The organism is Leptotrichia sp. SK-5 (genome assembly GCF_055387215.1).
Genome location: NZ_AP028931.1, coordinates 2,175,211 through 2,191,104 on the forward strand (window position 1 = coordinate 2,175,211; position 15,894 = coordinate 2,191,104).

The following is a 15,894-nucleotide window of genomic DNA, read 5'->3' on the forward strand; positions in this document are numbered from 1 at the left end:
TTTCAAAATAAAAAAAGAGAAAACTGTTATCGTTCTCTCTTTAAAAAATATTTATTTTTCAAATAACTTCTGAATTTCAGATTTTTTATGTTCCAGCCGATCTTCCAGCTCATTCATCCACACCAGCGGATCTTTAGGATTTACAAGCCTTTTTATATTATCCCGATTTTTTTCTTTGTCAAACCAGATAAGTTTTGTAATCGCTCCAGCTCCAATTCCAATAATTGTCTTATTTTCCTCAATCATTTCTATATTATAAATCGACTCGCTTCCATTTAGTGAATATCCTAGATTTTCTCCCCATTGAAAGCTATTTTTCTGGCGATACATATAATATGGAAAAAGCCCTTTATTTTTAGTTACATTTTCAATTTTTTCGTAAATTTGTTCATAATCCAGTACGTCTTCGTGAGCATAATTTTCTTTGTTAAGACGGCTGGCATTTTTTATTGCCAAATTGTGAATTGTCAGATTTTCCATATCGTATTTGGAAATTTCGTCCATTGTGTACAAAATATCTTCTGTAGTTTCACGTGGCAAGCCTAAAATCAAGTCCATATTTATTTCCAATCCAAAATTTTTAGCAAGTTTGTAAACATTATCAAACTGTTCCCTATCGTGATAACGATTTACAAGTTTTAAAGTTTTTTCATTAAAAGACTGCGGATTTATACTAATTTTATTTATTCCATAGCTTTTGATAATAGCTAATTTTTCTTCATCCAGCGTATCAATTCTTCCAGCTTCAAATGTAAATTCCTTTAAATAATCTAAATTATAGTTTTCTTTTACTGTTTTTAGCAATTTGTCAATTTCTTTCGCCGTTAAAATTGAAGGCGTTCCTCCACCAATATAAATCGTATTAATTTTTAAGCCTAATTCCTGTGTTAATTGACCAATTTCACGGATTTCGTGATAAATAGACCCTGTGTATTCATCATATCGCTCTGCATATTTTCCACGTAGTAGATAGGCTGGGAATGAACAGTATGAACATTTTGTAGGGCAAAAGGCGATTCCGATATAAATTCCAATTGTTTCTTTGTCCAAATATGGCTCTTGACGTTTTACAATGTCTAGCAAAAGTTTCCTTTTTTCCTTGCTTACAAGATATATTTTTTCCAATATTTCATTAATTTCATTATAAGATAACCCCATCTTTAAAAAACGCCCTACAATCTTTGTAGGACGTACTCCTATTAAAATACCCCATTTATATTCATTTTTTTTATCAAAAAGTTTCATCAAGGAACTTTTTGCCATAACTTCTGCCTGATCAAAATATTCTTCATTGACTTTCTTATGTGAAAATGTTACTTCTTTTAAAATTTTTCTATTTTTATTATCAATTAACGCTGTATTTACAGTAATTGTTTCTGTATTATCCCTTTCTGAATCTTTTAGTTTTCCACAATTATTCTCAAAGTTTTCCACATCTCGATTTTTTCTAAAATCAACACTAATTTCCACATCTTTTTCACTATTTTCAAAAAGAATATCATAGTGCTCAGGTAAAAGCACACGCATAAATTCCTCAAGTTTGTTCTGATTAATTTCAATATTCGCTCTTATCATCTATTTTATAACTCCTATAAAGTATAGCGCCAGCACAATTATCCCAAGAACAATCCGATAATATCCGAATATCTTGAAATCGTGCTTTTTAATGTAATTCATAAATACTTTTATCACAGCATACGCAAATACAAATGACAGCACAAAACCTAATGCAATCAAAAACCATTCATATCCGCTTAAAGCTGTACCAAGTTTCACTAGTTTTAAAAGCGTCGCCCCAAGCATTGTCGGAATCGCAAGAAAAAATGAAAATTCCGTTGCTAAAACTCTATTTAATCCAAGCAAAACTCCACCAATAATTGTAGCAGCCGATCTCGAAGTTCCAGGAATCATCGCAAGACATTGAAACAGCCCTACTCCAATCGCAGTTTTTACTGACATTTGGGTAATTGAATTAATTCCACCTTCCTTTTTCTCCCTAGACTCAAGCCAGATAAGTATAACTCCATAAATAACCAGCATTATTGCCACAACTACCGAATTAAACAGCACTTTATCAATAATATCGTCAAACAGAAGTCCCAGCACAACCGCAGGAAGCACCGCAATCACTATTTTTACCCACATCTGAACAATATCCATCCGCTGACTTTGACTAAGCCCCTTCGCAAACGGAAAAATTCTTTTCCAATAATATACAACTACCGATAAAATCGCCCCTAACTGTATAATTATCTTGAACGCATTGGCAAACTCCTCATTTTGTGAAAGCTGCAAAAACTGATCCACAATAATCATATGCCCTGTACTGCTGACAGGTATAAACTCTGTAAGCCCTTCCACAAGGCTTAAAATAAATACTTTAATAATATCTGCAAACATAATATTTTCCTTTCTTTTTTATTAAACCTATTTTTTTAAATTATCATTTATTATATCACATATTTTTTACTTTATTAATAGTCATAAAATTTTCTTGTTTATTTATTTTAAATGTGATATTCTAAAATCATAACTATTTAAAGAGGAAAGACAAATGAAAAAAAATAAAATTCTTTATACAGTAAATTATGATAAAATTGTAAATTTTAAAGAAAGGGTTACTCGATTTACAGTCAGATTTGAATTTAAAAGCAACTGTAAAAATGAAGATTATTCTGGAGAAGATTTTGCACATTTGCACGATACGGGCAGGCTAACAGAATTATTAATTGATGGGGCTGAGCTGCTTATAAAAAAGGCTAATAATGAGAATCGAAAAACTAGATGGGATGTAATCGCAGTAAAGGTTCATGGAGAAATTATACTTATTAATACAGCTTTTCATCGCTACATTACAGAATCTATATTTAACAATGCACAAATTTCCCCATTTGGAAAGCCTTTGTATATAAAGCCTGAAATTAAGCATAATAATAGTAAACTCGATTTTTATCTGGAAACTGAAAAAGATAAAATTTATGTTGAGGTAAAAGGCTGTACCTTGGTAAATGGAAAAACTGCTCAATTTCCTGGCTCTCCTTCTGTGCGTGCCTTAAAACATCTGAAGGAACTCATAGAACTTAAAAAAGAGGGATTTAGGACGGCTGTCTTTATTTTAATTTTTAGAAAATCAGAAATTTTTGCACCTGAACATATTATCGACAAGGAATTTTCAGAAACTTTTTACGAAGCGATAAAAAATGGAGTGGAAATTTATCCGATGCTTTTGGAGTACAGGAAAGATGGAAAGGTGTGTTTTGTGAAAAATATAGAAGTTGCAGAAAAACTGTTTTAATATTCAAATAAAAAAAATCGTAAAATAGTTTAAAAATTTAAATCAATAAAAAATCGGAATATATTCAAAATATTGATTAATTCCGATTTATTTTTTTATAATTACATTTTATTCAACTTTTCTTTTGCCTCTTCTACAATATATAACTTATTCCCGTTTTCAATAACTTCTTCGTATAATTTTCTTGCTTCTTCTATCTCTCCTGCTTTTGACTTATAATTTGCCAATAAATGTTTAATTACCAAAACCTGACGTTTAACACTTAATTTTTTTAATGTTTCTGATAAAATTTCTATCATTTTTGTGGTATCATTTTCATAAAATAAAATTCCATTTAAAAATTCAATCATAGCATTTGTTTCATCAATTCCTTTTTTAGTTTTAAATTTTTCCATCATTTTTAAAACTTTTTCTTTGTAAATCACTATTGCCTCTTCTTTTCTTTCGAGTCCATGCAATAACAGTGCTTCGTTATAGTAATACAGGATTTTATGCTGTTCCCTGAATAATGATTTTTTAGATAAATCTATGTCTTTTAAATTTTGATACGCTTCTTCTACTTTTCCTAGTGAAGAATATCCAGCACAAAGATTCAGTTTCATATAATTTCTATATCGTTTATTTTTATTTCTGTCATATTCATTTTGCGTAATTTCTATAAATTTTTCAGGATCAAGTTCTTCATTTAATATATTCATATATTTTTGATAAAAGTACATATACATTCTTTTATCTATTTTCAGAAATTCAAATACCAAGATTAACGAAATAATCAATATATAATTAAAAATTGAGTGTTGCATTCGTAACCACAAAACGAATATAATTAGTAATACAAATATCGTAACAGAAAAATTTATTAATATATATTTTTTTCTTATTGTCATTTTTCTCCTTTCACAAAAAACTGAAATCAAACTTATAACTTTTAAATCAACTCCGTCTTTATTTTAAGAAAGATTCAGAGTTTTTATTTCTCATTCTTTAGTAATTATTTTTTCTCAGAAAACATGAAATCAAATTCTTCATAATATAAATCTTTTGGTTTTCCATTTATTATTTCATCATTAATGCTTCTTAAAGAAATTTTATAATTAATTTTTCCTATTGTTCCAATATATTCCAAATCCTTTTGTGGAACTTCGTATACTGTATCATTTGTATCTGGTAATTTTACAGTTCTTAATTTGAAGGCAATTTGTTTTACTGCATCTTCGTAGTTTATTTTGGCAAGTTCTGTTCCGTCTTTTCTGTTTATTGTGATTGTTTTATTTTTTAAAATAATTTTATATTTTTCAGATTCATTTTCCTGATTTATCGAATCGTCATTATAAATATTCCTGTAATATATAAGGTTATCATAACCTGCTATATCAGATATAATTTCAGAATTTTCAATATTTTTTACTTTATATGTGATAACTTTCCGTTCTTCATAATTTCCTTGATCATCACTTCTGTAATAATAATCTTTCCATGACTCTTTCACATCCAGCCCTTTTTCCAAATCTCCAAGAGTCGAATAAACTTCACCTTTTTCATTTTTGAAATTTAATTTTGCAATAGTGCTGTTGTCAGATATATATTGAAGCGTTGTATAAATTTGACTTCCTTCACTATTATTCAATTTTTGTGTAATTTTAGAAATTTTTCCATCTTTTAAAGCTCCGTATTTTACAAGCATTCTTTTTAATCTTTGACTTTGACTAAAATTACTTACATTTTTGGCACTAAGCGGAGTATAAACCGAAATGACTAAACAGGCAATTAAACTTATAAAAATTCCTGTGATATTCATTTTTCTAATATACAAAATCATGCAGAAAAATAGCCAGAATATTGAAATTAGTACATAATACCGATTCTCTGTAATTCCATATTGATACGTTCTTTGAAAAACTGCAAATAGTGAAGCAAAAATTAAAGGTATCGAAAAATATGGAAAATACTTCTTAAAGTTCTCAAAAAATTTATCTTTCTGTGTAAATGGCGTTATTAAAATCATAACAGCGACACTAAATGCTGTGTACCAAAGTACAAGGTGAGAAATTAATCCTTTTGGCAAATGCATGGATATAAGAACCTTCGCCATATAAATATATAAAACACCTGTGTAAATAATAATTAAAGGAATAATTACAAATTTAATCAATAAATTAAAAATAAATGGAAATTCATAATTTTCAAGATTATCATCAGGTTTTTTTAATAAAGATAAAAACAATGATACTCCAAATACTTCAGTTATAAACCAAAAAGAATACGTAGTCAATCTAAAAAATAAACTATCTCCAGAATTAAAAAACAAATAATTTACTGTTGTCAGTATTATTTCAATACCAATCCAGAGAACTGCCACAAAAATACCTGTTATAACAAAATTTGAAAATACTGACTGTAAATATTTTTCTTTATTCTCTTTTTTTTTCAAAATAGGAATTAATAAAAACAGAACTATTGAAATCGGAATCAATGTAAAATAATAAATATTGTAATAATCATTAGTTCGTAAATACTCTACAAAAAAAATAATCGATATAACAAATGTTATAGCTGAATAAATACCTCTAACTAACCATCTATTTTGTTTATAAAAATATTTTTCATAAAGCATTTCAAACATTGCCGTAATAAAAATACTTCCAAACAAAAGAAGATTAACTTCAACAAATTCATCAGACTGAAAACTTCTAACTTCTGCTATGTATATTCCTGTAATAAAATGCAAAAAAGCTAGAATAATCGTTATTGGAAATCTCTCAACCCCACTTTTAAAATGCAAAAGAAGTTTCTTTACATTTTCTTTAATCTTTTTCATAAAAATCACCTCTTATCATACTTTGATCTTTTCTCTAAAATTAAATAAATAGAGAAAACAATTTATTTCACAATAATAATAACACATTTTTATTAAAAAAAAATGAGAAAATTATTTTATTTTCTTTTTTCTCCCTCAATAAAATTATTTCCTTAATCACTTATTTTCTAGATTATTTTAATTAATTATTTTTTTTATTTATAATTCTAAATCTTTTTTGACGTAAGGGCATCAGACGCCATGCCCTTACAACACCGCTTTACGCAAAACTTTCTTATATAAGAAAAATAGAACTCGCTTTTGAATATAAATAATTTTAATTCAAACAATCTTATCTAATTTAAAATTTGTTCCAAAAGCTCAAACAGCTATTTTTCTTCTAACGAAATTTTGCTTGGAATTTATTTTAATAAAATTATCTTTTGTAATTATACTAAAAATTGTCGTGATTTTTTTGTAATGAAATTGACTGTTTGAGCTTTTTCAAAACATTTAAGTTATAATCAATTTAAGAGTTAGTAACAACTTTTATTAAAAAGCGAGTTTCAATTTTATTTCAAAAAAATGCTTAGACGAGCCAGGATTATAAAGGGGATGGCGATTGATTCCCTTTATACTTAAAATATAAAAATAACTATTAATCAAAAAAATTTAGAAAATAACTTAATTAAATAATTAAAAATTTTGTTTAATGATTACAGAATTATAAAATTCAAATTTTAATTTTTTTATCTGTTAAATAACAAGTCAATGTGATATAATTTGTCATAAAATATAAGTTATTTTATTTAAGTAGCAGATTTGGGGAAAAATGTTAAGTATAATGTAATCAAAAGGGGGATTATTTATGAAAATAAAATATGTCATTATTTTTGTAATGCTGTTAATTGCGGGAAATTTTTTAAGACTTTTAATTGAGGACAAAAATATTCCAAAAATTGAAATTAGTAAAGAAAAAAATTATAAAAAGGAAAAGGCTAAAAAAGATGCTGATTTGACAAAAAGTAATGTAAAATTTGACATTAATAATGTTGAATACAAGGATTTACTAAAATTAGGGATTAATAAGAATAAGGCTGAAAAATTTGTGAAATATCGGGATGAAGTTGGGATTATTAAAGATATTAACGAAGTGAAAAATATTTCAGGATTTGGAAAAACTGGATTAGAAACTGCACAAAAATTTTTGTTTGTGGATAATGAAAAAATTCAGAATCCAAATGAGAATTATGGACGTGAAATTACAAAATACAGCATTAACAAGCTAAATGAAAAAGAATTAAAAAAAATAGGATTTACAAATAAGGAAATAAAAAAATTACTTCCTGAAATTGAAAAAAGTAACATAAAATCAAATATCGATTTAGAAAAGATTATTGGAAAAGAGCGTTATGCAGAAATTGAAGATAAAATAAAATTTATTGAATAAAATATAATGTATTATATTCAAAAAAATCTGCTGCTTAAATAATCTAATTTATACTAATTCTATTTTTATTAAATTACTAAATTTTATCCTTAATTATTCAGATTAATAATTTTTAATTAAAATTGATAAGAGTTATTTTTATTAATAAATATTTTTTCTACTTTTTTATGTTTTTTCTTTTTTATAAAGCAAAGGGGAACAAACGCCATCCCCTTTGCAAACCCGGCTTGTCTAAGAATTTTTTTGAAATAAAAACGAAACTCGCTACGTAAAGCTTCGCTCAAACAATCGTTTTCATTCCAAAAAAATCACGACAATTTTAGATTAATTACAATGTTAGTTTAATTAATTCAAATAACAAGTAAAATTTCGTTAAAGGAAAAATAACTGTTTGAGATTTTGGTATAAAATCGAAACTGTATTTAGTTAATTGTATCAAAATAATCTTGATTCAAAATCGAGTTTTATTTTTCTTTATTATAAGAAAATTTTGCGTAAAGCGTGAGTAGTTCGTAGAACTTTCGCAAACATTATTAAGTGTTGATTAGTTAATTATACTAAAATAACTGTTATTGCGAAACAGAGGAGATGGCGTCTGATCTCCCTGCTTAAATAAACTTAGATATAAACAAAATAAAAAAATATAAAAAAAAAGAAAGAAAGGGGATGTATTTATGATAAAAAAAGTATTAATTGCAAATCGTGGGGAAATTGCGGTTAGAATTATTAGAGCCTGTAGAAACATGGGGATTTTGAGTGTTGCAATTTACTCAAAGGAAGATAAGGATAGTCTTCATATAAAATTGGCTGATCAAAGTATTTGCATTGGAGAAGGTCCTGCAAGAAATAGTTACTTGAATAAGGAAAGTATCATTACGGCTGCCTTGAATGTGGGAGCAGATGCGATTCATCCTGGATACGGCTTTTTGTCGGAAAATTCAGAGTTTGTGAAAATGTGCGAGGAAAACGGAATAAACTTTATTGGTCCAACAGCCAAAGTTATTGATAGAATGGGGAATAAATCTCAGGCTAGAAAAACAATGATGGATGCTGGAGTACCAGTTGTACCAGGAACAAAAGAACCTGTTTATGATGTAGAATCTGGAATGAAAGCTGCTGAAAACATTGGCTACCCTGTTATGGTAAAGGCTTCTTCTGGTGGTGGCGGAAAAGGGATGCGTGTTGTAAAGGATAGGAATGGTTTTGAATTTTTATTTAATGTGGCTCAGCGGGAATCCATAAATGCGTTTGGTGACGATACTATGTATATTGAAAAATTTATAGAAGATCCAAGACATATAGAAATTCAAGTAATTGCTGATAATTTTGGAAATGTAGTGGCTCTTGGGGAAAGAGACTGTTCTGTTCAGAGAAACCATCAAAAATTAGTAGAAGAATCGCCATCTCCTGCAATTTCCCCAGAAACTCGGGAAGCACTAAATAAATATGCTATTCTAGCAGCAAAAGCAGTAAATTACACAAATGCTGGAACCATAGAATTTATAATGGGTTCAGATGGTTCATATTACTTTATGGAAATGAATACTCGAATTCAAGTAGAACACGGAGTTACTGAAATGGTGACAGGAACAGATTTGATAATTGAACAGATTAGAGTGGCAATGAATGAAAAATTAAGTTTTTCACAGGAAGATATACAATTACGAGGGCATGCAATAGAATGCCGTATAAATGCAGAAATTCCTGAAAAAAACTTTATGCCAAGTCCAGGAAAAATAACAAACATACATTTACCAGATGGTAATGGAATAAGAGTTGATACTGCTATTTACACAGGCTATACAATACCAACTGAATATGATTCAATGATTGCTAAAATTATAGTTCACGCTCCAACTCGTGAAATGGCACTTCAAAAAATGCGTTCAGCACTAAACGAAACTGTTATTTTAGGTGTGGAAACTAATCTAGATTTTCAATATCAAATTATGAGAAACGAGGTTTTCTGTGAAGGAAAGGCAACTACAAGTTTTATTGAAAATGTATTGCTTTATTAAAAATTTAAATTTAAAACGAAAAGAGGTAAAATATGGCTTTTAAAGTTGATTTGAACTGTGATTTGGGAGAAAGTTTCGGTAATTATAAAATTGGAGGAGATGATAAAATTATTCCTCTTATTTCCAGTGCTAATGTAGCTTGCGGATTTCATGCAGGAGATCCTGTCGTTATGAAAAAAACGATAGAATCTGCTAAAAAAAATAACATCGGAATAGGAGCTCATCCTGGATTTCTAGACTTAATGGGATTTGGACGGCGTGAAATGAAAATTTCATTAGATGAAGCGAAAGCCTATGTGCTGTATCAATTGGGAGCTTTAGGGGCTTTTTGCAAAAATGAAGGTGTAAAGCTGCAACATGTAAAGCCTCACGGAGCTTTGTATAATATGGCTGCAAAAGACTATGAACTATCAAAGGCTATTTGTGAGGCTATTGCTTATTTTGACAGTTCTCTCATAATTCTTGGACTTTCGGGAAGCGAAACTTTAAGAGCTGCAAAAGACCTAGGCTTAAAATATGCCAGTGAAGTTTTTGCAGACAGGGCTTATGAGGAAGATGGAAGCCTTGTGGCACGTTCAAAGGAAGGGGCAATGATTCACGATGAAAACGAAGCAATAGAACGTGTAATAAAAATGATAAAGGAACAAAAGGTAACTTCAATAACAGGAAAAGAAATTCCGATAAAGGCTGATTCTATTTGTGTTCACGGTGATGGTGAAAAAGCTTTGCTTTTTGTAAGAAGAATACGTGAAAAATTAGAAAGTGAAGGAATCATAGTTCAAAAATTATTAGAAATCATATAATAAATTTAAAATTTGTTAATTGATTGATTAAATTAAGCAAATTTAAAAAATAAGAAAGGAGTTTGATTATTTTTCTTAAAAAATAAAATGAAAAAATGAGTTTATTATCAGATATTGCAGTGCCAATCGCAAAATTGGTGAATATTAAAAAATATAAGGAAAAAGATTTTTTAAATCCAAGAAGAGATACAGATTTTTTGAATAAAAAAAATTTTGACAAAACGCTTATTCTTGATGAACAGTTTATTGATGAATACCAAGTTTTGACAGTTTTTTCAGAAGAAAGCTATAACAAGCATGTTGTTTTTCTACATGGCGGGGCTTACGTAATGCGTGCAGTCAGGGCTCACAAAAATATTATTGAAAAGCTGGTTAAGAAATTCCATTTAAAAGTTACATTCATTGACTACCCGCTTGCTCCAGAAAATACTGTTGACAAAGCTCATCAAGTATTAATGGATGCTTATAGACATATAACCAATAATTATAAAGATGATGAATTTTACTTATTTGGTGATTCTTCTGGCGGTGGCTTGGCACTTGCATTTTTACAAATATTGAAAAATAAGAAAGATTTCCCATTTCCAAAGAAGACTGCATTAATGTCACCTTGGGTAGATGTTTCAATGACAAATGAAGAAATACCCGAATTTGCAGAAAAAGATCCTCTCTTGCCACTAAATGGACTGATTATAACAGGAAAGCAGTTTGCAGGAGAACTGGATGTGAAAAATCCTATGATTTCGCCAATTTATGGAAATATGGACAATCTTGGAGAAATTTTTCTAATTTTTGGGACAAATGAAATTTTGTATCCTGATTGCTTAAAATTAAGTGATATGCTTGAAGTTGCGATTGGAACAAGCGTGGAAATAAAAATTGGGGAAAATTTATGTCACGACTGGATTTTGGCACCTCTCAAGGAATCAGAAGAAACTATTGATGAAATCGGAAATTTTTTTCTAAAATAAAATAAAAAATAATAAAACAAGGAATTTTAATTATGCCTGAAAAAAAACAAAAAAAGAATATAGAAAACAATGAAATTAGTAAAAAAATTGATAAGGAAAAACACGAAGAAATTCTTAAAATTTATAAAGAAATAAAAGGAGGTATTGAAAAAGCTATAAAAGGCTATAAAAAGGCTTGGAAAGGTACAGAAAAAGAAGTGTTTGCAGAAATGGCATTTTGTATCCTGACACCTCAGTCAAAAGCAAAGAATGCTTGGCAAGCCATTACAACTTTGGTGGAAAATGGACTGCTTTACGACGGGAAGCCTGAAGAAATAGTAGAATTTCTAAATATTGTCAGATTTAAGAATAATAAATCACGTTATTTAGTAGAATTGCGGGAACTGATGACAAAAGATGGAAAATTACAGCCAAAAAAAATATTATCAGAAATTGGTGATACTTTTGAAAAAAGAAAATGGATTTTGAAAAATATTAAAGGAATGGGATTAAAAGAAGCAAATCATGTGCTCAGAAATCTTGGGTTTGGAGAAAATATTGCCATTTTGGATAGACATATTCTAAGAAATCTCAAAGCACTTAATGTAATTAGCGAAATTCCTAAAACAATAACTGAAAAAAAATACTATGAAATTGAAGAAAAAATGCGAGAATATTCTAATTTTTCAAAAATAAAAATGGATGAGCTGGACTTAGTTTTATGGTACAAGGAAGCTGGGGAAATTTTTAAATAAAATTTTTAATTCACAGTGAAATTCTTTAAAAAATATGGTAAAATAGTATTGGAAAATATCATTTTTGTTAATTTAATATTAATGTTAACAAAGAAAAATAAATAAAACAATTTGAAAATATATATTGAAGGGAGTATAGATAGTTATGACTGCTAATTTACAAAAATTTAATGAAGATATAAAAAAATATAACTTCAGAAAAAAATCAATTCTTATTGCGTTAACTGCATTATTAGTAAGTTGTGGTGGCGGTGGAGGTTCCACATCATCAAGCACTCCAACGTCTGATACTGGTTCTCTACCTACAGCACCAGTAAAAACTAAGCCAACTGTAACTAAATCAGCTAGTTCAATTGCATGGAACGACTCCACTTTTTCATACAACAAAGATAACCCACATAACAATTCGAATTCGACATTTACAGGTTCCAATGTTAAAATCGGAATTATTGATGTAGGATTCCAAAATTCATCATTTGATGCAGATTTATCAACAAAATTTGGAAGTCGTTTGTCAAAACTTACAGTTCCTGGATTCACAGCTGAATCTACTGCGAATGATGATCATGGTATAGTTGTAGCTGATCTTGCAGCAGGTTCTTCTGCTGGAATTGCAAAAAATGCAACTGTTTATGCCATTGATTCTAGTAAACAAGGTGAGAAAGGAGTATATCCTAAAATAACACTGGAAATGTATCAAGCATTAAAAAATCAAGGGGTTACTATTTATAACCAATCATTTGGAATTGACGGAGTAGTAACAGATTTTAACAATACTTCAACTTCTAGCCATTATTATGGGCATCAAATAGGAAGCAATATACTTGAATTCTATAAAGATGAAGTAAATAACGGTTCGTTATTTGTATGGGCTGCAGGAAATGATTCATCTGATACACAACCTACTCTTGAAGGAGGATTGCCTTATTTTGAAACTGGACTTGAAAAAGGATGGATAAATGTAGTTGCATTAACTTCAAAAGAAGAATCAAAATTAGGAGATACAAGCTGGGATAACTTGACACCGCTTTCACCTGCAGGAGTTGCAAAAAATTGGACTGTGACAGCAGTTGGAGATCAAGTATTCTCAATAAAAGGAAAAAATTATGTGGGTGGTGGTTCTTCGTTTGCCGCACCACTTGTAACAGGAACAGCGGCATTGATTAAAGAAAAATATCCTTGGATGGATGCTAGTCTAATTCGTCAAACAATTTTATCAACTGCAACTGACATAGGAGCAACTGGAGTTGACGATATTTATGGATGGGGACTTTTAAATATTGATAAAGCTCTTAAAGGACCTGCATTATTTAGTAAACAGCTTGCACTTGGAGATAATGTGACTATTAATATTCCAAATGGAAGTTATACTTTTTCAAATGATATTTCAGGAGATGCTGGTGTAATTAAAGATGGTTCTGGAGATTTAATTTTATCTGGAAACTCTACATTTACAGGTCCAACAACAGTAAATGCAGGAAGATTACAAGTAAATGGTGTTTATGCTTCATCAATAAATGTCAAAAAACAAGCTATTCTTTCTACAAATAATGCTGTAATAAAAAATGATATTACAAATAATGGTATTATAGAAAATTCTGGTTCAACACAAGTTTCTGGAAATTATGAGGCTTTGGAAAATTCAAGAGTTGTAACAGATTTAAATTCTAACTTACATGTACAAGGAAAAGTTAATTTAAATAATTCAAGACTTGAAATTAAACCAGAAGAAAATGGAGAAAGAAAATATGTGACAGCTAATGGGACTACACAAAATGTAATTACATCAGACCACAAAATCGAAGGAAATTTTGAAAATGTAAACACTGATGAAATGTTAAATGCTAAAATTAATCAAAATGAAAATACTGTTTCTGCAAATGTAAGCAGAAAAAATGTATTAGACTATGTAGAAAAAATAGCAGAATCTGATGAAATGCAAAAAAACACTGCACAAAACTTGGAAACTGCCTTCCAAAAATTAGATCAAAATATAGAAAATAGTACTGCTGGAAATGTCGCTCAGTTTGAAAGAAAAGCTGCTACTCTACAAGCTCTTACTTCTTCTAACAGAGCTGCTGTTTTAGATAGCTTATCTGGACAAATTTATGCTTCTGCACAAGCTCTTACTTTTCAACATTCACAAACTGTAAATAAGGACTTGTCAAACAGATTAGTTATGCTTGGAACTCTTGACAATGTTGGAGATAATTTTGGATTGTGGATTTCTGGATTGGGAGCTAATGGTACATTAAAACAAGATGGATATGGTAAAGGAGATACTAAAGTCGTTGGTGGGCAAGTTGGAGTTGATAAGCAATTTGGTGAAAACTTGATTTTAGGTACTGCATTGTCTTATTCAAAAGCTAACGTTAAATTTAACAGATATGGTGGTAAATCTGATGCTAATAACTTTGGAGTTTCACTATATGGAAGATTAGGAAACAAAAATATTCCATTCTACTTGCAAGGACGTTTTGGAGTTGGATTTGTTGACAGTGATGTCGAAAGAGATATTATTTTAAGTACTAATGACTACACAAGAGCTAAAATTAACCATAATGATAAAGTTTATTCTGGATATTTAGAAACAGGATATGATATTAAAAATGGTAATGGAGACTTTGTTGCAACACCATTTGTGGGACTAACTCACGATACAGTTGTAAGAGGATCATTCTCAGAAGAAAAGAGTCAATTTGGATTGACTGCTGACAAGAAAAATTATAACCAGACAGCTGCATTACTTGGAGTTAGAATTGGAAAAGCTGTAAACTGGAATAGTGAAAGCAAGACTACATTCCAAGGTTATGTAACACATCAAAGAGCTTTTAATGATCAGGATTTAAGTTTTGATGCAAGATATACAGGACTACCAGGAGCGACATTCAAGGTAAAAGGAATTGGACTTGCTAAAAATAGAACTTGGATAGGAGTTGGAGCATTGACTGAAGTAAATTCTAAATTTGGATGGTATGTAAACTATGATGGTTCTATTGACAGTGGAAAAGGTAAAGGAAATAACAATGTGTTTACAACAGGACTTAGATTTAACTTCTAATATAGGTTTGTTATAAAAATAATTATTTAAAAAATAAAAAAATAAGAAGAGTTGTGGCTTTTAATTTCAGTTACAACTTTTCTTATTATAAATTAAATCATTATTGGACATAACAACAATACTTCTTTAAAATCATTTTTTAAAAAACAATTCAACAACTCTCAAAATACAAAAAGTAATTCCGCTAGCAATAACAGGCCCTGCCGCAATCCCTTTAAAAAATACAACTCCCATTATTGTTCCAATTACTAGAGCGACTGTAATTTCAGGCTGCCCGGAGAGTAATCCTATTCCTTTTGAAGAAAGAATAGAAACGGTAATTCCACTTATAATCGCAATCCATCCAATCGGAGATTTAAAGGCATTTAATAAATGAGAAAAACCAATTTCTCCTGTAGCAATAGGAATTAAAATAGCAACTGTGATTACTAAAACACCCCAATTTATACCTTCTTTTCTAAATTGAGTCATAAAATTTTGAATATCAATTCCTTTTAATTTATAACTTTCTGTAATATTAAATAAAACTTTTAAAATTAACACGAAAATTGTTGCATAAACTATGGATTTATTCTGTGTAATTGCACCAACTAATAAAATTAGCCCTAAAAAAATAAAACTTTCCAAAATTTTTCCTTTCTATTTTTGTTATTTTATACTAAATTACATTTAAACAATAAACATTATATTTTAGTTAGTTAGTAATAAAAGACCAAGAATCATTTGCTAAATAAAAATTTTTAATAAATTCATTATTTAAATGGA

Annotated in this window: 12 protein-coding genes; 7 read left to right on the forward strand and 5 right to left on the reverse strand. The window is 29.2% G+C overall.

Annotated features, from left to right (window positions below; genetic code table 11):
• Positions 1–51: 51 nt before the first annotated feature.
• Positions 52–1,575: a coproporphyrinogen III oxidase gene (locus ACZ5B9_RS10695; protein WP_464422573.1), complete on the reverse strand. Its 1,524-nt coding sequence runs from the start codon at positions 1,573–1,575 to the stop codon at positions 52–54.
• Entirely contained in the window at positions 1,576–2,400 is an 825-nt protein-coding gene (locus ACZ5B9_RS10700) for an undecaprenyl-diphosphate phosphatase (protein WP_464422574.1), read from the reverse strand. It lies immediately after the preceding gene.
• A gap of 154 nt (positions 2,401–2,554) precedes the next feature.
• Here ACZ5B9_RS10700 and sfsA point away from each other — a divergent pair, with 154 nt between their 5' ends.
• A complete protein-coding gene (gene sfsA / locus ACZ5B9_RS10705) occupies positions 2,555–3,295 on the forward strand; it encodes a DNA/RNA nuclease SfsA (protein WP_464422575.1) in 741 nt (246 codons plus the stop codon).
• Positions 3,296–3,396: 101 nt separating this feature from the next.
• Here sfsA and ACZ5B9_RS10710 read toward each other — a convergent pair whose 3' ends face one another.
• The gene (locus ACZ5B9_RS10710) at positions 3,397–4,182 is read right to left on the reverse strand and encodes a hypothetical protein (RefSeq protein ID WP_464422576.1); all 786 of its coding nucleotides are present in this window, start codon (positions 4,180–4,182) and stop codon (positions 3,397–3,399) included.
• 104 nt (positions 4,183–4,286) lie between these two features.
• Entirely contained in the window at positions 4,287–6,113 is a 1,827-nt protein-coding gene (locus ACZ5B9_RS10715) for a DUF4153 domain-containing protein (protein ID WP_464422577.1), read from the reverse strand.
• Positions 6,114–6,960: 847 nt separating this feature from the next.
• Here ACZ5B9_RS10715 and ACZ5B9_RS10720 point away from each other — a divergent pair.
• The 6 genes from ACZ5B9_RS10720 (at position 6,961) to ACZ5B9_RS10745 (ending at position 15,129) form a co-directional block, all read left to right on the forward strand.
• Positions 6,961–7,542: a helix-hairpin-helix domain-containing protein gene (locus ACZ5B9_RS10720; protein WP_464422578.1), complete on the forward strand. Its 582-nt coding sequence runs from the start codon at positions 6,961–6,963 to the stop codon at positions 7,540–7,542.
• 674 nt (positions 7,543–8,216) lie between these two features.
• Positions 8,217–9,560, forward strand: coding sequence for an acetyl-CoA carboxylase biotin carboxylase subunit (gene accC / locus ACZ5B9_RS10725; protein ID WP_464422579.1), 1,344 nt, complete (start codon positions 8,217–8,219; stop codon positions 9,558–9,560).
• A 32-nt stretch (positions 9,561–9,592) separates the two neighbouring features.
• Positions 9,593–10,363 carry a LamB/YcsF family protein gene (locus ACZ5B9_RS10730; RefSeq protein WP_464422580.1) on the forward strand — a complete coding sequence of 257 codons (771 nt, stop codon included), beginning with the start codon at positions 9,593–9,595 and terminating at the stop codon, positions 10,361–10,363.
• 95 nt (positions 10,364–10,458) lie between these two features.
• The gene (locus tag ACZ5B9_RS10735; protein WP_464422581.1) at positions 10,459–11,334 is read left to right on the forward strand and encodes an alpha/beta hydrolase fold domain-containing protein; all 876 of its coding nucleotides are present in this window, start codon (positions 10,459–10,461) and stop codon (positions 11,332–11,334) included.
• Positions 11,335–11,420: 86 nt separating this feature from the next.
• On the forward strand, positions 11,421–12,068 hold the full coding sequence (locus ACZ5B9_RS10740; RefSeq protein ID WP_464423962.1) for an N-glycosylase/DNA lyase: 648 nt from the start codon (positions 11,421–11,423) through the stop codon (positions 12,066–12,068).
• 145 nt (positions 12,069–12,213) lie between these two features.
• Positions 12,214–15,129 carry an autotransporter domain-containing protein gene (locus ACZ5B9_RS10745; protein ID WP_464422582.1) on the forward strand — a complete coding sequence of 972 codons (2,916 nt, stop codon included), beginning with the start codon at positions 12,214–12,216 and terminating at the stop codon, positions 15,127–15,129.
• A 132-nt stretch (positions 15,130–15,261) separates the two neighbouring features.
• Here ACZ5B9_RS10745 and ACZ5B9_RS10750 read toward each other — a convergent pair whose 3' ends face one another.
• Positions 15,262–15,756 (reverse strand): DUF441 domain-containing protein, encoded by a 495-nt coding sequence (locus tag ACZ5B9_RS10750; protein ID WP_021769871.1) that lies wholly within the window; start codon positions 15,754–15,756, stop codon positions 15,262–15,264.
• Positions 15,757–15,894: the final 138 nt, after the last annotated feature.